19 protein-coding genes are annotated in these 19,491 nt (G+C 72.9%); 6 read left to right on the top strand and 13 right to left on the bottom strand.

Annotated features, from left to right (window positions below; translation table 11 throughout):
• Positions 1-45 precede the first annotated feature (45 nt).
• From AB0J86_RS04910 to AB0J86_RS04900, 3 genes are all read right to left on the bottom strand, one after another.
• The gene (locus AB0J86_RS04910; RefSeq protein WP_363852657.1) at positions 46-669 is read right to left on the bottom strand and encodes a copper resistance CopC family protein; all 624 of its coding nucleotides are present in this window, start codon (positions 667-669) and stop codon (positions 46-48) included.
• Positions 670-763: 94 nt separating this feature from the next.
• Positions 764-2,065: an MFS transporter gene (locus tag AB0J86_RS04905; RefSeq protein WP_363852654.1), complete on the bottom strand. Its 1,302-nt coding sequence runs from the start codon at positions 2,063-2,065 to the stop codon at positions 764-766.
• A 14-nt stretch (positions 2,066-2,079) separates the two neighbouring features.
• Complete coding sequence (locus AB0J86_RS04900; protein ID WP_363852651.1) at positions 2,080-3,129, bottom strand: aldo/keto reductase; 1,050 nt, start codon at positions 3,127-3,129, stop codon at positions 2,080-2,082.
• A gap of 110 nt (positions 3,130-3,239) precedes the next feature.
• Between AB0J86_RS04900 and AB0J86_RS04895 the strand changes: the two genes are divergently transcribed.
• From AB0J86_RS04895 to AB0J86_RS04875, 5 genes are all read left to right on the top strand, one after another.
• Positions 3,240-3,698, top strand: coding sequence for a MerR family transcriptional regulator (locus AB0J86_RS04895; RefSeq protein ID WP_363852649.1), 459 nt, complete (start codon positions 3,240-3,242; stop codon positions 3,696-3,698).
• A gap of 155 nt (positions 3,699-3,853) precedes the next feature.
• Positions 3,854-5,104: an MFS transporter gene (locus tag AB0J86_RS04890; protein WP_363852648.1), complete on the top strand. Its 1,251-nt coding sequence runs from the start codon at positions 3,854-3,856 to the stop codon at positions 5,102-5,104.
• A gap of 328 nt (positions 5,105-5,432) precedes the next feature.
• Positions 5,433-6,197, top strand: a complete 765-nt coding sequence (locus tag AB0J86_RS04885) for a type II CAAX endopeptidase family protein (RefSeq protein WP_363852646.1) — start codon at positions 5,433-5,435, stop codon at positions 6,195-6,197.
• The gene (locus AB0J86_RS04880; RefSeq protein ID WP_363852643.1) at positions 6,194-7,465 is read left to right on the top strand and encodes a sensor domain-containing protein; all 1,272 of its coding nucleotides are present in this window, start codon (positions 6,194-6,196) and stop codon (positions 7,463-7,465) included. The genes AB0J86_RS04885 and AB0J86_RS04880 overlap by 4 nt, the downstream gene beginning before the upstream one ends.
• On the top strand, positions 7,417-8,058 hold the full coding sequence (locus AB0J86_RS04875) for a response regulator transcription factor (RefSeq protein ID WP_363852640.1): 642 nt from the start codon (positions 7,417-7,419) through the stop codon (positions 8,056-8,058). The genes AB0J86_RS04880 and AB0J86_RS04875 overlap by 49 nt, the downstream gene beginning before the upstream one ends.
• A gap of 91 nt (positions 8,059-8,149) precedes the next feature.
• Here the strand turns inward: AB0J86_RS04875 and AB0J86_RS04870 are convergent, their stop codons facing one another.
• The gene (locus tag AB0J86_RS04870) at positions 8,150-9,160 is read right to left on the bottom strand and encodes a zinc-binding alcohol dehydrogenase family protein (protein ID WP_363852638.1); all 1,011 of its coding nucleotides are present in this window, start codon (positions 9,158-9,160) and stop codon (positions 8,150-8,152) included.
• 358 nt (positions 9,161-9,518) lie between these two features.
• Here AB0J86_RS04870 and AB0J86_RS04865 point away from each other — a divergent pair, with 358 nt between their 5' ends.
• Positions 9,519-10,817: a PHB depolymerase family esterase gene (locus AB0J86_RS04865; RefSeq protein ID WP_363852635.1), complete on the top strand. Its 1,299-nt coding sequence runs from the start codon at positions 9,519-9,521 to the stop codon at positions 10,815-10,817.
• Positions 10,818-10,953: 136 nt separating this feature from the next.
• Here AB0J86_RS04865 and AB0J86_RS04860 read toward each other — a convergent pair whose 3' ends face one another.
• From AB0J86_RS04860 to AB0J86_RS04820, 9 genes are read right to left on the bottom strand one after another with little or no spacing between them, the layout of a single operon-like run.
• A complete protein-coding gene (locus tag AB0J86_RS04860) occupies positions 10,954-11,736 on the bottom strand; it encodes a MaoC/PaaZ C-terminal domain-containing protein (RefSeq protein WP_363852633.1) in 783 nt (260 codons plus the stop codon).
• The gene (locus AB0J86_RS04855) at positions 11,736-12,914 is read right to left on the bottom strand and encodes a thiolase family protein (protein ID WP_363852630.1); all 1,179 of its coding nucleotides are present in this window, start codon (positions 12,912-12,914) and stop codon (positions 11,736-11,738) included. The genes AB0J86_RS04860 and AB0J86_RS04855 overlap by 1 nt, the downstream gene beginning before the upstream one ends.
• Positions 12,911-13,396, bottom strand: a complete 486-nt coding sequence (locus AB0J86_RS04850) for a maleylpyruvate isomerase N-terminal domain-containing protein (RefSeq protein ID WP_363852627.1) — start codon at positions 13,394-13,396, stop codon at positions 12,911-12,913. The genes AB0J86_RS04855 and AB0J86_RS04850 overlap by 4 nt, the downstream gene beginning before the upstream one ends.
• Before the next feature lie 15 nt (positions 13,397-13,411).
• Complete coding sequence (locus AB0J86_RS04845; protein ID WP_363852624.1) at positions 13,412-14,242, bottom strand: SDR family NAD(P)-dependent oxidoreductase; 831 nt, start codon at positions 14,240-14,242, stop codon at positions 13,412-13,414.
• Positions 14,239-15,849 carry a long-chain-fatty-acid--CoA ligase gene (locus AB0J86_RS04840; RefSeq protein WP_363852622.1) on the bottom strand — a complete coding sequence of 537 codons (1,611 nt, stop codon included), beginning with the start codon at positions 15,847-15,849 and terminating at the stop codon, positions 14,239-14,241. Before AB0J86_RS04840 ends, AB0J86_RS04845 begins: the two co-directional genes overlap by 4 nt.
• Positions 15,850-15,873: 24 nt before the next feature.
• Positions 15,874-16,284, bottom strand: a complete 411-nt coding sequence (locus AB0J86_RS04835; protein WP_363852620.1) for a thioesterase family protein — start codon at positions 16,282-16,284, stop codon at positions 15,874-15,876.
• 9 nt (positions 16,285-16,293) lie between these two features.
• A complete protein-coding gene (locus AB0J86_RS04830; protein WP_363852618.1) occupies positions 16,294-17,517 on the bottom strand; it encodes an FAD-dependent oxidoreductase in 1,224 nt (407 codons plus the stop codon).
• The gene (locus tag AB0J86_RS04825) at positions 17,514-18,461 is read right to left on the bottom strand and encodes a fumarylacetoacetate hydrolase family protein (protein WP_363852615.1); all 948 of its coding nucleotides are present in this window, start codon (positions 18,459-18,461) and stop codon (positions 17,514-17,516) included. The genes AB0J86_RS04830 and AB0J86_RS04825 overlap by 4 nt, the downstream gene beginning before the upstream one ends.
• Entirely contained in the window at positions 18,458-19,480 is a 1,023-nt protein-coding gene (locus tag AB0J86_RS04820; protein WP_363852612.1) for a cupin domain-containing protein, read from the bottom strand. Before AB0J86_RS04820 ends, AB0J86_RS04825 begins: the two co-directional genes overlap by 4 nt.
• Between the last annotated feature and the right edge of the window lie 11 nt (positions 19,481-19,491).

Genomic DNA, 19,491 nt, shown 5'->3' with positions numbered 1-19,491 from the left:
GTGCGTCCCGCCGACGGTGTTTCCGGCGATCTTGGCTAGTGGGTTTCAGCTGCTGGGAAGCGGTCGCTGGCGGCTGCTCATACGGGGCGGTTCCCGGCAACCCGGCCGGCCGGGCCTCGCCGGGGCGCAGCGGTGCGGCCGGAGTGGGGCTCGCTCCGGCCGCACCGCGAGGTCCGCCATCCGGTGGACGATTCGCCGCCGCGGCGGCGCCGTCGCCAGAGGAGATAGTCGCCGGCCAGGACCACGAGCCCGGCGCCGAGGCCCAGGTACGCCCCGGGTGCCGGCGGGCGTACCGTCGGCCCGGCCGGCGCCGGGCGGGGTGACCGCGGCCACGGGCGCCGCCGGGGCGTCCGGCACCGCGAGGGTGAAAGGGTAGGAGCCCTGAACCGGGTGGCCGTCGACCGAGACCACCCGGTACGCGACGGTGTAGGTGCCGTTGCCGGGGAGCCGGCCGAGGGCGACGGTGCCGCGCGTGCCCGTGACCGCGGGTGCGCCGGCCGCAACGGGTCGCCGGGCCGGGTCGGTGACCACGATGGTGCACCTGACCGGTACGACGGGTAGGGCGCTCTCGGTGTGAGCGGCGCGTGCGGTCGCGGTGGCCGGAAGGTCGCCACCCTGGTCTGCCGCGCCCCACCGGCATCGCCTGCCCGACCACGATGTCGTGCTCATGTCCGACGGCTGCCCAGCCGATCGCCCGACATCCAGCCGGGCACGCGGCGTGGCCGAGGTCTTCGCTGGGGCGGTACGGTCAGCGGCGCCTGGCTCATCGTGCCGCGGCAGCGGCCTCTTCGAGGAGCCGCTCGGGCCGGGGCGGGGCGGGGAGGTCGCGCAGGCCCCGGAACGGGCCGAACGGCATGGTGAGCGCGCCGGCGACGTAGACGCCGAGCATGATCGCCAGAGCGGTGCGGACGCCGAGTTGCTGGCCGAGCCAGCCGGAGACGAGCCCGGATGCGGGCATCGCGGCGAAGGCGAGCATCTGGATCGTGGTGCTGACCCGGGCCTGGAGGTGGTCAGGGACGTAGGTGAGGCGCCAGGTGGTGCGGATGACGTTGTCCGCGACGATCGCGAACTCGCACAGCAGCAACCCGGCCGCCATCCAGGCGACCCCGGCGCCGGGGCCGGCCAGTAGCACCAGCAGGCAGCCGCAACTGGTGAGCTGTAACGCGATCGGGCCGCGCGCGGTGCCGAGCCGGCGGGCGACGTGCGGGCCGAGCAGCCCGCCGATGACGCCACCGACGCCGCCGGTGGCGAGCACGAGTCCCGTCACGGCCTGTGGTGCGGCGAGCTCGTCGACCAGGAAGAGGACCTGGAGGGAGAGCAGGCCGGTGAGACCGAAGTTCTGGACCGCGGCCAGGCCGGCGAAGTACCGCAGGTAACGATCGTGGGCGACGACGTTGACGCCGGCCCGGATGCGCCGGGGCAGGGACTCTTCCGGTACGGCCACGGCGTGATCGGGTGTGCGGGCCGCGAGGCGGGTTCGGGCGAGGCAGGCCGCCGATACGAGGTAGCTGACCGCGTCGAGGAGCATGCCGACCGCGGCGGACACGGCCTGGGCGATCAGGCCGGCCAGCCCCGGTCCGACGACGGTGCTGGCCGACTCCGTGGCGTACAGCATGGAGTTCGCGGTTCCGAGCTGCTCCGGGTCGACCACGCGGGTGACGAGTCGGGGCAGCGCGGCCCGGAAGACCACGGCGCACGAACCGATCACGAACGCGACCGTGACCAGCGCCGGAAGCGACAGCATGTCGGTCAGCCACAGGACCGGTACCGCCGCGGCGGCGGTGGCCGCGATCAGATCGCTCACGATCATCGTGGTGCGGGGCGGCCAGCGGTCGACGAGCGCGCCGGCTGGCAGACCGAGGATCAGCCAGGGCGACCAGCTCGCGGCCGCGAGGAAACCCATCCAGCCCGGACCGGCATCCAGCTGCGTGGCCGCGAGCAGCGACAGCAGCGTCGCCGTGGTCGCGGTCCCGAACAGGCTGACGGTTTCCCCGAACCAGAAGACTCGGAAGGCGCGAGGGAGACGGGGGGACGTCGGTCTCCCCCGGTTCGGCAACTGACGCACCGCGACCAGCCCGCTCAGGCCGCGGCGCGGTCGGCGAGCGGGCGGCGACGCCGTGCGGTGTCGGTCAGTGAACGCGGGGGGAAGGGGGCGTTGGGGTGGTACAGGTCGGTTCCGGGCGGCACGATCTCGTCGATCCGGTCGAGGGTCGCGTCGTCCAGGGTGAGGGCGGCGCCCTTGAGGAGGTCCTCCAGCTGCGGCATGGTCCGCGGTCCGATGATCGCGGAGGTGACGGCCGGGTGGGCCACCGTGAACGCCACGGCCAGCTGCGGGAGGGTGCAGCCGATGCTCGCCGCCAGTTCGACGAGCTGCTCGACGGCGTCGAGCTTGGCGGCGTTCTCCGCGATCGCGGGGTCGAATCGTTCCGGCCGGATGGTGGGACGGCCGGTCGACAGGTCGACGGGCTGGTTCTTGCGGTACTTGCCGGTCAGGAACCCGAAGGCCAGCGGGCTCCAGACCAGCACCCCCATGCCGTAGCGCGCGCAGACGGGCAGGAGCGAGGTTTCGATCCCGCGGGCCAGGATCGAGTACGGCGGCTGCTCGGTACGGAACCGTCCGAGGCCACGACGTTCGGAGACGTGGTGCGCCTCGACGATCTCCTCGGGCGGGAACGTCGAGCAGCCGAAGGCGCGGATCTTGCCCTGTCGCACGAGGTCGCTGAGCACCGAGAGGGTCTCCTCGATGTCGGTCGAGGGGTCGGGGCGGTGGACCTGGTAGAGGTCGATCCAGTCGGTGTCCAGGCGCCGGAGGCTGTCCTCGACCGCCGTGAGGATCCAGCGCCGTGAATTGCCACCGCGGTTGCGCCCCTCACCCATCTGGAAATGCACCTTGGTAGCCAGTACGACGTCGTCGCGGCGTCCGCGCAGCGCCTTTCCCACAATCTCCTCGGACTCGCCAACTCCGTACATGTCGGCGGTGTCGACGAAATTGATGCCCTGGTCGAGGGCGGCGTGGATGATGCGTACGCAATCGTCGTGGTCGGGGTTGCCGACAGCCTGGAACATCATGGTCCCGAGGCAGTAGGCGCTGACTTCGATGCCGGTTCCGCCGAGGATGCGATAGCGCATGGTGGGGTCTTCCTTACTGATTCGACCGGTTGCGGGGAGCGACGGAGGCGTCGATCACGGGGACCCTAGGAGCTAGAGTCGGCTCTAGGTCAAGCGCTACCGTGAGCCGTATGGCTGAGGTCACCGCGAGTCTGAGCATCGGGCAGGTCGCCGAACGCACCGGTCTGAGCGTGCACGCGCTGCGCTTCTACGAGCACGAGGGTCTCTTCGTCAACCCCGTGCGGCGCGGACCGGGCGGGCGCCGCGTCTACGGCGAGGATGACGTGGACTGGCTCACCGTCTGCATCATCCTGCGCGCCTCCGGCATGCCCCTGCCCGCGCTGCGCCGGTACGCCGACCTCGTCAGGCAGGGGGTCGGCAACGAGGAAGAACGGCTCACGCTGCTGCGGGAGCACCAGGCGTACGTCACCACCCAGATCGGCAAACTCACCGAATGCCTGGACCTGATCAGGTTCAAGGTCGGGGTGTACGAGGACATCCTCGACCCGGACGGTGTCGGCGAGCACCAATGTCACGCTCCGGTCGCTCCGGCAGGCGAAGAGCGGTCGTCGATGGCATCTGCCGGCTGATACAGATCGGCGACCGCGACTATGTGTGGCGGGTAGCCGAGGGGTAGCGCGACGATTCCTCGTTTCGCGGTGGGGAGACCCGTACCACGGCGGGTCGCGGCGGCCCGGCCGCTGGACTTGACTTGGAGTCGACTTCAACTTTCAAGCTCCCCTCCATGATCCTTACGACCGCGGCGGAGGCGCCCACCGAGAGACCCTCCCGGGCCGCTCACGCCGGATACCTCGCCGGAATGTTCGTGGACGCGTTGGGGTCCGGCCTGTACCTGCCCTTCACCCTGGTCTTCATCCGGGCGGTCACCGATCTTCCGGTGCAGACCGTCGGACTCGGACTCACGGTCGCCGCGCTCGCCGGGCTGGCCGCCAACCCGCTCGCCGGGGTCGCCGCGGACCGGTTCGGCGCCCGCCAGGTTCTCATCGCCTCGTACCTGTTGCGGGTCATCGGGTTCGCCTGTTACCCGCTGGTGCACGGTTTCGCGATGTTCGTCGTGGTCGCGGCCGTGGTCTCGGCGGGCGACCGCAGCTTCTACCCCGCCAACAGCGCGTACGTCGCGGACCACGCCCGGGGCGCCGCCCGGGACCGGCTGTACGCCCTGGTCGGCACCGGACGTAACGTCGGTCTCGGCATCGGCGGGCTGCTCGCCGCCGGGGCCGTGCAGTTCGCCGGCGACTCGGGGTACCGCCTGATCGCGGTGCTGAACGCCGCGAGCTTCCTGGTCGCGGCGGTGCTGCTCGCCGCGACCGGCCGGTCGGGTCACGCCAACCGCGCCCTGGTGCGGCAGCGACCGCGGGACCTGTTCGCGGGGTACGGGCGGGTGTTCCGGGACCCGGCGTTCCGGCGGCTGACCCTCGCCGAGTTGGCCTTCACCGGCGCGCACAGCGTGATCCCGATCGCCATCCCGCTCTACGCCACGGTGGTGCTGCACGCTCCCGCCGGGCTGCTCGGCCTGCTCTTCACGCTCAACACCATTCTCGTGGCCGCCGGCCAACTTCCGGTGCTGCGCTGGCAACGGAGGGCCCGGCGTACGCACGCCATGGCCCTGGCCGGCCTGGTCTTCGTCGTGTCGTTCGGTGCCTTCGCCCTCGCGGCGGCGCTGCCGGCCGGCCCCGCCCGGGCGGTCGGGCTCGCGCTCGCGGTCGTGCTCTGCACCCTCGGTGAACTGCTGCACGCCCGGCCCTCGGCCTCGCTGGCCGCCGCGTTGGCGCCCGAGGCGTACCGGGGCCGGTACCTGGCCGTGTACCAGCTCACCTGGGCGGTGTCGGCGGTCGCCACGCCGGGCGCGTTCGCCGGGCTCGTCGCGTTCGACGCGCGGCTGCTGTGGCTGATCGTGGCGGTGGTGACCGCGGTGGCGAGCGTGGCCCTGCTCCGGCTCGCCCGGAGGATGCCGCCCGCCGTGCAGCACGCCTGACGGTCCCGGGCCGGGTCGATCGGGATCGGCGCACCCCGACGGCGCGATGGGGGAGAGGGAACCGGGCGGGGGTGGAGCTAGGTACAGGATGGTTCGGTTGCCAGGTGCAATGGCAGCGGCCTCGTTCAGCGGCATCGTGGTGGCGTTCCCACCGAGATCACGAGAGCGAGGCGAAATGTACGAATCTGGTGAGGCGACCGCGACGCGCCGGCACGTCGGGGCACGGCAGCCGACCCGGGCCGGAGAGCCGGTCGGGACCGATCGACCGGCCCCGCCGTCCCGTACCGCGCCACCGGCGCCGGCCGCCCCGCGGCGCCGGGTGTGGCCGATGGCCAGCGTGTTCTTCCTGGTCGCGTTCCTGGCGGCCGGCCTGTTCGGCGCGGCGCAACCGGCGACCGGAATCCCGACCGAGATCATCCAGCTGACCCAGTTCGGGCCGGCGCTGGGCGTGGCCGTGCTCGCCCTGTGCTGGCCGAGGCGGACCCGGGACCTGCTCGCCGGCGCATTCCGCGTCCGGGTCGGCGCGGGTCGTGGCCCGGGCGGCGCGGGTCGTGGCCTGCTGATGGTCGCCACCGCGCCGTTGATCATCGGGCTCTGCGTGGCGGTGTACGCCGCCGTGACCGGTGACGCGCGGTTCACCCGGCCGAGCGCGCTGGACAATCCGTTCCTGGTGATCGTCGTGGCCCAACTGGTCGGCGCGTGCGCCGAGGAGATCGGCTGGCGTTGCCTGTTGCAGCCGCTGCTGCGGACCCGGTTCGGCCCGCTCGCGTCCTCGGTCGTGGTCGGCGTGCTGTGGGGCGTCTGGCACCTCCCGGTCTTCGCCGAAGGCCCCGGGTACGCGGGCGGGTTCGTGCTGGCGGCGGTCTCCATGTCGGTGGTGATGGGGCTGGCCCTGGAACGGGTGCGCGCCAACCGGCTGCTGCTGGCCGGCGGCTTCCACACCCTGATCAACCTCGGCATGCTCCTGTTCATGGACGAGGAGTCGGGCGCGGTCGTGCCGATGGTGATGCTCGGCGCGTCGTGCCTGGCGGCGGCTTTGGTGTGGGCCCTGGCGACGGCTAGCATCCACCGGATGTCGGGTCATGCGCGATGAGAAACCCCGGAACCCGGACCTGGCTCGCGCTCGGGCGGTGCCATCTGCTGAGCTGGCTCGCCGTTGCCGAGACGGCCGTCTGGTCCGTCGCGGCGCTGGCGGTGCTGGGGCTGCCCGTCGGCCTCGGGTTCGTCCTGCTCGCGCCCGCCGCGACCGGGCTGCGCGCGCTGTCGAACCGGTCCCGTCGCTGGCTTGGCACCTGGTCGGGACGGCCCGTCGGCGGACCTGACGCCCTGCCGGCCCGTACCCTCGGCCGGTCCCGGCGGGTCTTCGCGATCCTCTCCGACGAGGGATTCTGGCGCGACCTTGTGTGGGCGACGGTGGATCCGGTCGTCGGGGGTCTGCTGGTCGCCGTTCCGGTCTGCCTCGTCTGGTTCGGGGCGTTCGGCGCGCTGGTGCAACCGTTCGTGTGGCAGCACCTCGGCCCGGACAACTGGTACGCGTTCGTGCCGGTGGGCAGCACCCCGACCGCGCTGGTCGCCGCGGCGCTCGGGCTCGTCTTCGTCCTCGTCGGCGTGCTCCTCGCGCCGCCGATCCTGCGGCTGCACGAGCGGTGGAGCCGGCTGGTGCTGTCCCCGCCGCGGCACGCGGAACTCGCCCGCCGGGTCGCCCGGCTCACCGACACCCGCGCCGACGCCGTCGACGCCCAGGCCGCCGAGCTGCGGCGCATCGAGCGTGACCTGCACGACGGCGCCCAGGCCCGGCTCGTCGCGATGGGCATGACCCTGGACAACGCGACCCGGCTGCTGGACCGCGATCCCGAGGCCGCCCGGCAGCTGCTGCTCGACGCGCGGGACACCTCCACACGCGCCCTGGACGACCTGCGCGACCTGGTCCGCGGCATCCATCCGCCGGTGCTGGCCGACCGCGGCCTCGGCGACGCCGTACGGTCGCTGGCGCTCGACAGTTTCCTCGACGTCGACGTCGAGGTCCACCTGGGCGGTCGGCCTCCGACGCCGGTCGAGTCGGCCGCGTACTTCGCGATCAACGAGCTGCTGACCAACGCGGCGAAGCACGCCGGTGCCCGTACCGTCCGGGTGATTCTGGACCACGACGGCCGTACCCTCCGGGCGACCGTCAGCGACGACGGCCACGGCGGCGCGGATCCCGCGCGCGGCACCGGCCTGCGCGGCATCCGACGCCGCTTGGGTACGTTCGACGGCACGCTCGCCGTGCACAGCCCGCCGGGCGGGCCGACCACCGTGACGATGGAGATTCCGTGCGCGTTGTCCTCGCCGAAGACCTCTTCCTCCTCCGGGACGGACTGAACCGCACCCTGCGCGAGCACGGCTTCGACGTCGTCGCGGTGGACAACGGCCCGGCGCTGCTGCGCGCGCTCCTCGACGAGCGGCCGGACGTCGCGGTGGTCGACATCCGGCTACCGCCCACCTTCACCGACGAGGGCCTGCAGGCCGCGCTGCAGGCCCGCCGCCAGCGGCCCGGCCTGCCCATACTGGTGCTGTCCCAGTACGTCGAGCAGCTCTACGCCAACGAGTTGCTGGCCGGTGGGGACGGCGCCGTCGGCTACCTGCTCAAGGACCGGGTCACCAACACCGAACAGTTCGTCGATGCGGTGCGCCGGGTCGCCGCCGGCGGCACCGTCATGGACCCCCATGTCATCGTCAAGCTGCTGTCCCGCAGCGAGGCGCGCGGCACGATCAGTAGCCTCACCCCGCGCGAACGGGACGTGCTCGAACTTATGGCCGAGGGCCGGTCCAACGCCGCCATCGCGTCGACGCTGCACGTCAGCGAGAGCGCGGTCGCCAAGCACACGGCCAGCATCTTCGCGAAACTCCGGATTGCCCCGTCCGACGACGCCAACCGCCGGGTGCTGGCCGTACTGGCGTACCTGAAGCGCTGACCGATCGGGACCCGGACGGATCAGCGGCGCGGCACCGGCCGGTGGCTATGGTCGCCGGATGGTCAATTCCCACCTCCGGCGCCGGATCGCCTCACCGGTCGAAGCCGGCGACCACCACCTTGCCGATGTTCGCGGAGCTCTCCACCAGCTCGTGCGCGCGGCGCAGGTTCGCCGCGTCGATCGGACCGAGCCGGGTCGTCAGGGTCGTCCGGATCCGGCCCTCGTCGACCATCCGCGCGGTCTGCTCCAGCAGCTCGTGCTGGGTCGGGTCCGCCGGTAGGAACAGCGGCCGGGTGAACATGAACTCCCAGTGCCAGCTGATGCTCTTGGCCTTGAGCGGCAGCAGTTCCAGCCCCTCCGGCTCGTCGAGGGCGACGATGTGCCCCCGGGGACGGACGATCTCGGCGTACCGCTCGATGTTGCCGGCGGTGTACGGGCTGATCAGGTAGTCGACCCCGGCCGGGGCGACGGCCCGTACCGAGGCGACCAGGTCCCGGTGGTCGACCACGTGGTGGGCGCCGAGCTCCTCCGCCCACCGGCGGGACTCCGGCCGGGAGGCGGTGGCGACGACGGTGAGGTCGGTGCGGGTCCGGGCGAGCTGGATCGCCATCGAGCCGACGCCGCCGGCCGCCCCGAGCACCAGCAGCGTGCCGCTGCTCTCCCTGGTCAGGGCGAACGAGTCGAAGAGGGCCTCCCACGCGGTGATGGTGGTCAGCGGCAGGGCCGCCGCCTCGGCGAAGGTGAGGCTCTCCGGCTTGTGTCCGACCACGTGCTCGTCGACGGCGTGGAAGCGGGCGTTGGTGCCCGGCCGGCCGATCGAGCCGGCGTAGTAGACCTCGTCCCCGATCGCGAACCGGGTCACCTCGGCGCCGACCGCGACGACCACGCCCGCCGCGTCGTAGCCGAGCACCTTCAACCCGTCACCCGGGTCGACGTTCACCCGGACCTTGGTGTCGACCGGATTCACCGACACCGCCTCGACCCGGACCAGCAGGTCGTGCGGTCCCGGTACGGGTACCGGAATCTCGGCGTCGACAAGGCTCTCCGGATCGCTGATCGGCAGCTTCCGGCGGTATCCCACTGCGGGCATCAGATCGTTCATGCAACGCACGTTATGTGCTGGTTGGCGGTATCCGCCACGTTACCGAAGGTATCCATCGGCGGTTTGCGCTGCCTGCGCGCGCGACGTGTCGGCGCGAACGGCACCGACGAGGACGAGTGGGCCGCCGCGACGACGAGCAGGGTTGTGGGAGCTGGCGACCGCCTGGGTAACCGAAAGGGAGCTGCGTCCCGACCGGCTGTGCCGGTCGGGAGTTTCGCGTTCCGGCCCGGCGGCCGTCCCCGCGGGTCGGGGCACGGCCCAGGACCGGTGCCACAGTGCGGTCGGATGTTAGGCGATAGATTGACGGTCGTCACAGAGATGCCTAGTGTTTGAATTGACGACAGTCAATGGAGGTGCCATGACACGAACCAGAGCGGCGCTGGCCGGGCTCGCCAGCGCCCTGCTCGTCGCGGTGGGCGTTGTCGCCCTGTCGCCGCCGGCGTCCGGCGCGTCACTGGTCGAGGTGACCAACTTCGGCAACAACCCGGGCGGCATGCGGATGCACATCTACGTGCCGGACAACCGTCCCGCCAATCCGGCGATCGTGGTCGCCATGCACGGCTGCGGCGGGTCGGGCCCCGGCTTCTACTCGGGCAGCGAGTTCGCCTCGCTGTCGAACCAGTACGGTTTCATCGTCATCTACCCGAGCGCCATGCAGGAGGCCGGGTTCGGCAAGTGCTTCGACACCTGGTCGGACGCGGCCAAACGCCGCGGCGGTGGCAGCGACCCGGTCTCCATCGAGTCGATGGTGAACTACGCCCGGCAGCAGTACGGCGGCGACATCAACCGGGTCTACGCCACCGGCAGCTCGTCCGGCGGCATGATGACCCAGCACCTGCTCGCGGTCTATCCCGACCTGTTCAAGGCGGGCGCGTCCTTCATGGGCGTACCGTTCAACTGCTTCGCCAGCGCGGCCGACTACCCGCCCGGCGGCTCGTGCACCAACGGCAGCATGAACCGTACCCCGCAGCAGTGGGGCGACCTGGTCCGTGCGGCGTACCCCGGCTATTCCGGCCCGCGCCCGCCGATCCAGCTCTGGCACGGCACCAGCGACACCCTCGTGCCGTACTCGTTGTTGCAGGAGTCGATCGAGCAGTGGACCAACGTGCACGGGCTGAGCCAGACGCCGACGTCCACGGACACCCCGCAGCCCAACTGGAACCGCCGCCGCTACGGCAGCCAGGTCGAGGCGTACAGCATCCAGGGAGCCGGCCACAGCCTGCCGTCGAGCGGCATGGCGCGAGTCGCGATCCAGTTCTTCGGCCTGGACCGCCCGACGCCGACCACCCCGCCGTCGGGTAACCCGACCACGCCTCCGGTCGTCCCCACCACGCCTCCGGTCGTCCCGACCACGCCGGCGGGTGGCGCCGGCTGCACCGCCACGGTGTCGCTCAACCAGTGGACCGGCGGGTTCGTGGCCACCGTCCGGGTCACCGCCGGCTCGGCGGGCACCAACGGCTGGAGCGTGGGCGTGACCCTGCCCGGCGGGACCAGCGTCACCAGCGCCTGGAACGCCAACCGCAGCGGCAGCACCGGGGCGGTGCGGTTCACCAACGTCAGCTACAACGGCCGGCTCGGCCCCGGTCAGGCCACCGAGTTCGGCTTCCAGGGCACCGGCACCGGCTCCGGCATGACCCCCACCTGCACCGCCAGCTGACCCCACCCAGCGGGTCGTCGCCGCGTCGGGGGCGAGGCGTCCGGGGGCGGAACTGGTGGGAACCGCCCCCGGACCTTTCCCGGCACCGACCCTACGGGCGACGGCCGGGCACCGCCCGACCCGCCCCGGAAGCGACTCACGCCTCGGCCAGGCCGGCGCCGAGCACCGTGGCGCCGGCGCTGTCGTGACACTCGAACCGGTACCCGCGTTCGTTCGCCCAGACGCGCGTGGTCAGTGTGTCGCCGGGGGCGATCGGCCGGGTGAAGCGACAACTCAGCCGCGAGACGTCGGCCGCGTCGGGCAGCACGGCGCGGCCGGCGATGGCGAGGCTGGCCAGGCCATGCACGATGACACCGGGCAGGCCGGCCGCCCGGGCGGCCCCGTCGTCCAGGTGGATCGGGTTGTGGTCGCCGGACGCGTCGGCGTACCGGCGGGGCAGGTCGGCGGGGAGCGGATGGGTCGCGGTGCGTACCGGCTCGCCGGCCGGCGGCTCCGCCGGCAGCGCCGGGGCGGGCGTGCCCACGCTCAGGCCGGTCGGCACGCCCCGGTAGAACTCGGTGACGTACTGCTCGTTGAGCAGCTCGCCGCGCGCGTCCCGGGTCTGCACCCGGATGGTGGCGACCGTGCCGCTGCGCTTGCCGTGCAGGCCGACGACGGCCGCGCGTACCGCCACCCGGTCGCCCACCCGCAGCGGACGGTGGAAGAACAGGTCCTGCTGGCCGTGCACCACCCGGGCCCGTAGGTCGGCCGGCGCCGCGGTCCCGGCGACCGCGAACACCAGCTCCATCGTCGGGACGACCGCGTAGACGGGAGAGGGACTGCCGACCGCGTCGGCGTACGCGGCGAGGCCCTCGGCCGTGACGTCGAACCGGCGTTCGTCGCTCCACCGGCCCACCACGGACTCGTCGAAGGAGGCCATCAGTCGGTCACCTCCACCACGACCGCGCCCGCGGTGTCCCCGGCCGCACAACCGGTGAAGAGCCCTCGCCCGCCGCCGCGGGCGCGTAGCGCCTCGACCAGCTCGGCGACCGCGCGCATGCCGGTCGGACCCTGCGGGTGGCCGTAGACGAGGCTGCAGCCGTACGGGTTCATCCGGTCGAGCGGAAACCCGGTCTGCCGGGAGAAGTAGATGTCGTTGACCGCGAACGGGTTGTGCGTGGTGACCACGTCGATGCCGGTGATGCCGAGGCCGGCGTCGGCGAGCGCGGCGCGGGCCGCGGGTACCGGCGCCTCGGGCATCCGGGCCCGCCCGACGCGGGCGAACGCCACCGCGAGGACGCGGGCCACGCCTGAGCCACCGCTCAGCCTCCGGGCCCGTTTGACGGTGCTGAGCACGAGCCCGGCGGTACCGTCGCCGGGGTGGGTCTGTGATCCGTAGGTGACCACGCCGTCGGCCCTGACCGGGGAGAGCTTGGCCAGCCCCTCGGCGGTCGTGTCGTGCACGCCGGTGTCGTCGGCCACCACGAGCTCGCCGTGCCGCCCGGGCAGGTGCACCGTGACAAGGTAGTCCCGGCGACCCGACCGGGCCGAGCGGTACTGTTCGTAGCGGAGCAGCGTCACCTCGTCGATCTCCGTCCGGGTGTAGCCCTCGCCGGCCGCGACGTTCTCCGCCGTGTCCAACATGGACGCGCCGGTGTTCGGGTCGCGCTTCATCGGATCGAGCACCCAGTGCTCGGTGCGCGGTGCCGCGCCGGGTGTGCCCTGCGCCGACCACACCATGAGGGGCCCGTTGCTCGTACGGTCGGTGGTCAGCGCCAGCACCGTGCGGTGGGCGCCCAGCTCGACCTGTACGGCCGCGGCCTGCACGACCGCCGCGGACGTGGCGCACGCCTGCGCGATCGTCGGGCCGGTCACCGCGTCCATCCCGAGCCGGGGGGTGATCGTGGTGACGCCGTAGAACGAGGTGGGTTGCGGAACGGTGGTGCCGAAGGCCACGTGGCTGACCTCGGCGACGTCGAAACCGCGCGTGGCGAGCGCCCGGTTGGTCACGTCGACGGCCAGATCCACGCTCGACATCTCGGCGAGCGCGCCCTGCCACCGGCAGAACGGGGACGACCAGGCCAGGCCGAGCGGGATCGCCACGTCGGACAGCTTCACGGGGTCTCCTTCCCGAACGGGACGAGCTGGTCGGCGTGCTCCCGCTTGTGGTCGATGACGTACCGGTCGAGGAAGACGGCGAGCGGCTCCGGGCCGTACCTGCGGTTGTTGGTCGGCAGCGCCAGATGGTGGTCGTCCAGCTCGCGCAGCACGGCGGCCAGCTCGGCGGCGGCCGAGGTCACGCCGGCGCGCAGCTGTTCGTACGACCGGCCGCTGGCGGCGGCCACGGCGGCGAGCCGCTCCGGGTGCTCGTGCGTGCGTCCGACCGGTGCCGCCGGGTCGGCCAGGAACCGGCGCAGCTCGCCGGCGAAGAACCGGGGAAACTCGCCCAGGTGGGCGAGGACCATGGCGGCGCTCCACGCCTCCTGCCCGGCCGGCTTGCGCTCCAGCTCGTGCAGCCGGGCCGGGTCGACCCGGTCCACGACCGTGGCGATCAGTACGTCCAGCTCCTCGTTCCGGGCCCGGACCCACGCGGCGTTCACGGCTTCTCCCGCATCTCAGCAGCTCATTCCCTCGGCCTGGCCGCCGGCGACGGTGATCACCTGGCCGTGGACGAAGTTGGACCACGGCGTGCAGAGCAGGAAGATGCCCCCGGCCGCCTCGGCGGGCGTGGCGGCGCGCCCGAGCGGGATCCGGGCGGCGGCCTGTGCCCGTACCTGGGCCGGGATCCCGAGCTGGATCTTGCGACCGCCACGGTCGAGGGTGCCCGCCGCGCTGGTCTCCGCCGTCAACCGGGTCTCCACGAAGCCGAACGCCGCCGCGTTGACGTTGATCTTGAGTGGCCCCCACTCCTTGGCCAGGGTCTTGGTGAGGCCGACGAGCGCGGACTTGGCGGCCGAGTAGTTCGCCTGACCGACGTTGCCCATGGTGCCGGAGATGGAGACCACGTTGACCACCTTGCGGAAGACCTCGCGCCCCTCGGCGGCGTCGCGCTTGGCGGCCTCGCGCAGCACCGGCGCGGCGGCGCGCAGCAGCCGGAACGGCGCCACCAGGTGGATGTCGAGCATGGCGGTGAGCTGCTCGTCGCTCATCTTGTGGAAGATGCCGTCCCAGGTGTAGCCGGCGTTGTTCACGACGATGTCGAGCTGGCCGTACTCCTCGACCGCCCGCGCCACGATCCGCGGCGGCGCGTCCGCGTCGGTCAGGTCGGCGGCGACGGTCGTACCGCGCCCGTCGAGCAGGTCGCGCGTCTGGTCGAGCGCGCCGGCGTCGAGGTCGCTCGCCACGACCCGGGCGCCGTGCTCGGCCAGCAGTACCGCGGTCGCCTGCCCGATCCCTCGCGCGGCGCCGGTGACGACCGCCACCCGACCGTCCAACACTCCGGTCACGACTCTCCTCCACTCGGTGTGCCGACTGCCAACCTGTCCCGCCAGAGCGCGCGGGCGCGCTTCTTGTCGAACTTTCCGGTTGCCGTGGTGGGCAGCTCGGCCACGAACTCGACCACGTCCGGGACCCACCAGCTCGGCACCCGGGGGAGCAGGTGCGCCCGGAGGGCGTTGGCGTCGACCGGGGCGCAGGCGACGACGAGGGCCGCCGGCCGCTCGCCCCACACCGGGTGCGGCACCGCGATGACCATGGCCTGCGCCACCGCCTCGTGGTCCATCAGGTGGTTCTCCAGCTCGATCGAGCTGATCCACTCGCCGCCGGACTTGACGAGGTCCTTGTCCCGGTCGATCAGGTGCAGGTAGCCGTCCGGGTCTACCGTGCCGACGTCGCCGGTACGCAGCCAGCCGTCCCGGAACCGGGTGTCGTTGGCGTCGTCGTCCGGGCGGTAGTACGAGGCCGTGACCCAGGGCCCGCGCACCTCGATCTCGCCGGCGGCGACGCCGTCGTGCGGCAGCACCTCACCGGTCGGCGCGACGACGCGCAGCTCCACCCCGGCCGTGGTGACGCCCTGCGTCGCGTGCAGCGCCAGTCGCTCGGCCTCGGGCCGACCCTCGAGGTGGCCACGGACGATCGTGAGGTTGCCCGACGGCGACATCTCGGTCATGCCCCAGCCCTGCTGCATGCTGACGCCGCGCCGGTGGTACCGCTGGATCAGCTCCAGCGGGATCGCCGCCCCTCCGCAGAGGACCCGCTGGAGCGTGGCGAAGTCCTCGGCGGTGGGTGCCAGTTGGTCGACGGCCAGCCAGAACGTCGGCACCCCGGCCGCCACGGTCACCCCCTCCTGGCGGATCAGCCGGACCACCGCCTGCGGGCTGGTGTCCTGCCCGGCCAGCACGAGGCCGGCGCCGGCGAGCGCGGCCGAGTACGGCATGCCCCACGCCGTGGCGTGGAAGAGCGGGGTCAGCGGCAGCAGCACGTCGCGTTCCCGGATCGCGAAGGAGTCGGCGAAGAGGCCGCTCATCGCGTGCAGGGCCAGCGAGCGGTGCGAGTACGCCACGCCCTTGGGCCGGCCGGTGGTGCCGCCGGTGTAGCACAGACACGCCGCCGCCCACTCGTCGACCTCGGCCGGCTCGTCGTCCGCCACGCCGGCGATCAACTCCTCGTAGTCGACGGCGTCGGCGAAGTCGGGATGCGGCTCCGTGCCGTCGGGCAGTACGACGTACCGCCGTACGCCGGTCAGCTTGGGGCGGATCTCGGCCAGCCGCGCGGTGAGCGAGGCCGCCACGAAGACGACCCGGTCCTCGGCGTGCGCGGCGATCGCCGCGACCTGGTCGGGGAAGAGTCGGACGTTCAGCGGCTGCAGGACCGCGCCGGCTATCGGCACCCCGTAGCACAGTTCGAGGTGGCACAGGCTGTTCCAGGCGAAGGTGCCCACCCGGTCGCCCGGTGCCACGCCCAGCGCGGGCAGGGCGGCGGCCACCTGACGGGCCCGGCGGGCCAGCTCGGGCCAGGTCCGCGTGGACCGTCCGGCGGCGGTCACCCCGACGAGCCGGGCGTGCGGTCCGGTCGCGGCGGCGCGGCGCAGCATCATCCCGACGGAGAGCGGCATCGACCCCATCGTGCCCTGCATGAGTCACCCTTCCTGCGGTCCCGCTGCGGTGAAGAGTTCACGGATGTGCTCCGGCCACGGCGCGGTGCGTCCGGTGCCGGGGTCGAACCAGGCGATCGTCAGGGTGCCTCGGGCCAGGTCGACGCGGTCGCGGGCGATCGTGAAGGCGTACCGTAGCGAGCCGCGCCCGACGTGCTCGACCGCCAGGGCGGTCCGCGCCACCTCCGCGTAGTGCAGGGGGCCGAGGAAGTCGACGGTCAGGTTGAGCCGCGGCATCCGGCTGAACGCCTCCGACCCGATCCCCAGCCGTTCGTGCAGCGACGTCTCGGCGTGCTCGACGAAACGTAGCGCCGCGGAGTAGTGCCACCGGCCCATCGGGTCGGTCTCGGACCACTCCAGTCGCCGGCTGGTCACGATCGACGCGGGCTCACCCATGGCACCCGCTCAGTACTTGTAGATCGTGTTGCCGGGCGGGATGTCGCGCGGGCCGTACGGCGCGGTGTCCAGCCAGTGGCCGAGCCGGTCGTCGTCCGCCGCGCCCCGGGCCGCCTCCTCCAGCCGGGTCCGCTGCGCCGCGTCGGGTCGCAGGTGTGCCAGTGCGGTGCCGGCGGCGTCGCGGTTGAACAGCGCGGCCCGGCGCCGTGAGATCGAGAAGTCCTCGACGGCGGCACGCGCCCGGGCCGGTACGCCGGTGGAGAGCGCGACGTGTACCGCCGTCGCGGCCGCGTCCGCGTCGGGCACGCCGGAGTTCATCCCCCGCGCGCCGAACGGGGCGAAGAGGTGTGCGGCCTCGCCGGTGAACAGCGCCCGCCGGTGCCGGTCGGCGAAGTCGTCGGCGACCACCTGGAGGAACTGGTACGTGGACGCCCAGGCGACCCGGTCGGCGTACCCGGGCGGCAGGACGGCGCGTAACCACCGTCGGAGGTCGGCGCCCTCGCTCAGCCGCACCGGATCGTCGCCGTCGTGCAGCTGCAGGTCGACGCGCCAGCCGCCGGCGAACGGCACGAGCAGCACGTTGCGTCCGCCGACCGCGGGGTGGGCGTAGTGGAAGACCCGCTCGGCGGGGAGCGGCTCGGTCGGGTTCTCCTCGACGTCGACTACGACGTACCAGCCGTCGGAGCGGCTGCCCGACATGGTGACGCCGAGCGCCTTGCGTACCGCGGAATGGGAGCCGTCCGCCGCGATGACGTACTCGGCCGTCCAGCGGTCGCCCGCCCCGGTGGTCAGCTCGACGCCGTCCACGCCGGAGCTGACGTGCGTGACCTCGGCGTTCCAGGCGAACTCGACGCCGGCCGCCTTGCACGCCTGCAGCAGGTACCGCTCGGTCTCCACCTGGGGCAGGCTGGTGAAGTGGGGCAGCGCGGTGGGCTCGGGCGGCGGGTAGGTACGGGCGAAGACCTGACGCCCGGCGTAGAAGGTGCGCTTGGTCTGCCACACCAGCCCGTGCGCGGCCAGGTCGCCGGCGAGGCCGGGGCTGGACCGCTCGAACACCTCCAGGGTGGCGCGGTGCACGAAGATCGCCCGGCTGCCCGGGCGGAGCCGGTCCTGCTCCCCGGCCTCCAGGACGGTCGCCGGGCGGTCCAGGGCACGCAGCGACAGCGCCGCCGACATGCCGACCGGGCCGGCGCCGACCACGATGACCGGACGGTGGTGGGGCGGCCGGGTCACGCGCTCACCGCCTCCGTCCGCCCGGCTCCCGCCGACAGGTCCCGCCCGGCTCCTGTGGAGGAGCCCGCGGAAGCGGCCGCCGGTCCGGGGCGCGACGCGTAGGGGCGGGCGCGCGCGGCGGTCACGGTGACCTCCAGCCGGCCGACCCGCTCGATCTCCACGGCGATCCGCTCGCCGTGCCGGAGCGGCCCGACGCCCGCCGGTGTCCCGGTCGCGATCACGTCGCCGGGCCACAGCGTCATGACCGAGCTGGCGTACGCGATGAGCTGGGGGACGCCGAAGATGAGCTCCGCCGTGCCGGCGGACTGGCGCAGCGCACCGTCGACCCAGCACCGCAGGCCGAGCGTGCCCGGGTCGCCCACCTCGTCCGGCGTGGTGATCCAGGGACCGAGCGGCGTGAAGGTGTCGAACGACTTCCGCGTGGAGCGGTCCTCGGTCGAGCGTACGGAGATGTCGAGCAGGCAGGTGTAGCCGGCCACGTACTCCAGCGCCCGCGCGGCCGGCACGTCGCGGGCCTCGTGGCCGATGACGACCGCCAGCTCCGCCTCCTGGTCGGTGCGCAGGTCGGTGTAGGGCAGCGCCACCGCGCCGCCGTGGCCGACGACCGAGGACGGTGCCTTGAGGAAGAGGCCGAGGTCGGCGACGGTGTGCGGGGCGGCCATCTCGGCCTGGTGGTCGCGGTAGTTGACCGGCGCTGCGATGATCTTGCCGGGGCGGGGGAGAGGCGGCTCGAACCGTACCCCGGCCAGCGGGACGCGCGGGCGGCCGGACAGCGCGCCGGCCGCGAGCCGGCGTGGGTCGGTGCCCCGTTCCAGCAGCGCGTGCAGCGGCCCGGCCGGTCCGGACGTCGGCGCGGGGACCAGTTCGGTGATGTCGACGAGCTGGTCGCCGTCGACCACGCCGAGGCGGCTGCCCTGCTCGGAGCGGAACACCGCCAACCTCACCGGACCTCCTCGCGGTACAGGCCCAGCGCGGTCAGGGCCGGCGCGTCGGTGTACGAGAAGAGGATCGCGTCGTCGCCGCGCGCGGCGTTCACGTGCTCGTACGTGGCCCAGCCCGGCACGGCGAACACGTCCTTCGGCCCCCACTCCAGTCGCCGACCGTCGACCGTGGTCACGCCCTCGCCGCGTACCACGTGGTAGATGGTGCTCGGGGTCTGCCGGCGGGGTACGCCCCGGAATCCGGGCCGCAGCCGCGCCACCCGGCAGCCGATGGTCGGCATGACCGGGCCGCCGGTCCACGGGTTGGTGTACTCCAGCAGCACGCCGTCGGAGTCGCTGCCGACCGCGTCGTCGGCGATCGCGTCGAACGCCCGCGCGGTCTCCGACCAGGGATAGTTGCCGATCGGCGAGTTCGGGCTCGGCCGCGGACTCCACGCGGGGGTCAGCCGGCCGTGGATGAACTGGCGGGAGGAGATGTCGTCCGGCACGTCGGCCTTCTGCGTGCGCTCGCCGTACAGCTCGAAGAAGCCGGCCTCCAGGGCGTTGACGAGCGGGAAGTCCAGGCCGTCGAGCCACAGCATCGGCCCCTCGCCCTCGTGGGCGTGGTCGTGCCAGTGCCAGCCGGGGGTCAGCAGCAGGTCGCCGGGGTGCATGTGCACCCGCTCGCCGTTCACGGTCGTGTACGCGCCGCTGCCCTCGATGACGAACCGGAAGGCGCCGGAGGTGTGCCGGTGGGCCTGCGCGGTCTCGCCGGGCAGGATCACCTGGATGCCCGCGTACAGCGTGGTGGTCGTGGCCGGCGGGTCGGCAAGCCCCGGGTTGACCAGCATCAGCACCCGCCGCTCCGCCTCCCGCAGCGACAGCACGTCGGCGAAGTGCAGCAGGTAGGGCCGGAGCGCGGCGTAGGACCACAGGAACGGCTCGGCCCGGCTCTTCGGCTGGGCGGCGAACAGGTCGCCGAAGTACCGCCACAGCGGAGCGGTGCCGAGCTTGGCGATCGCGTCGTACGCGTCGTCACCCATGGGGCCCTCCT

Source organism: Micromonospora sp. NPDC049559, assembly GCF_040676675.1.
Taxonomy (GTDB): Bacteria; Actinomycetota; Actinomycetes; order Mycobacteriales; family Micromonosporaceae; genus JBFAPK01.
Note: the sequence above shows the minus strand (reverse complement) of the source record. Positions and strands in the feature narration are given on the sequence as shown.

Excerpts from the sequence above, each read along its gene's own strand:
- AB0J86_RS04890 (WP_363852648.1), top strand. The coding sequence starts at position 3,854 with ATGATCCTTACGACCGCGGCGGAGGCGCCCACCGAGAGACCCTCCCGG.
- AB0J86_RS04870 (WP_363852638.1), bottom strand. The coding sequence starts at position 9,160 with ATGAACGATCTGATGCCCGCAGTGGGATACCGCCGGAAGCTGCCGATC.
- AB0J86_RS04820 (WP_363852612.1), bottom strand. The coding sequence starts at position 19,480 with ATGGGTGACGACGCGTACGACGCGATCGCCAAGCTCGGCACCGCTCCG.
- AB0J86_RS04880 (WP_363852643.1), top strand. The coding sequence starts at position 6,194 with ATGAGAAACCCCGGAACCCGGACCTGGCTCGCGCTCGGGCGGTGCCAT.
- AB0J86_RS04835 (WP_363852620.1), bottom strand. The coding sequence starts at position 16,284 with ATGGGTGAGCCCGCGTCGATCGTGACCAGCCGGCGACTGGAGTGGTCC.
- AB0J86_RS04910 (WP_363852657.1), bottom strand. The coding sequence starts at position 669 with ATGAGCACGACATCGTGGTCGGGCAGGCGATGCCGGTGGGGCGCGGCA.
- AB0J86_RS04900 (WP_363852651.1), bottom strand. The coding sequence starts at position 3,129 with ATGCGCTATCGCATCCTCGGCGGAACCGGCATCGAAGTCAGCGCCTAC.
- AB0J86_RS04895 (WP_363852649.1), top strand. The coding sequence starts at position 3,240 with ATGGCTGAGGTCACCGCGAGTCTGAGCATCGGGCAGGTCGCCGAACGC.
- AB0J86_RS04865 (WP_363852635.1), top strand. The coding sequence starts at position 9,519 with ATGACACGAACCAGAGCGGCGCTGGCCGGGCTCGCCAGCGCCCTGCTC.
- AB0J86_RS04860 (WP_363852633.1), bottom strand. The coding sequence starts at position 11,736 with ATGGCCTCCTTCGACGAGTCCGTGGTGGGCCGGTGGAGCGACGAACGC.
- AB0J86_RS04885 (WP_363852646.1), top strand. The coding sequence starts at position 5,433 with ATGGCCAGCGTGTTCTTCCTGGTCGCGTTCCTGGCGGCCGGCCTGTTC.
- AB0J86_RS04840 (WP_363852622.1), bottom strand. The coding sequence starts at position 15,849 with ATGCCGCTCTCCGTCGGGATGATGCTGCGCCGCGCCGCCGCGACCGGA.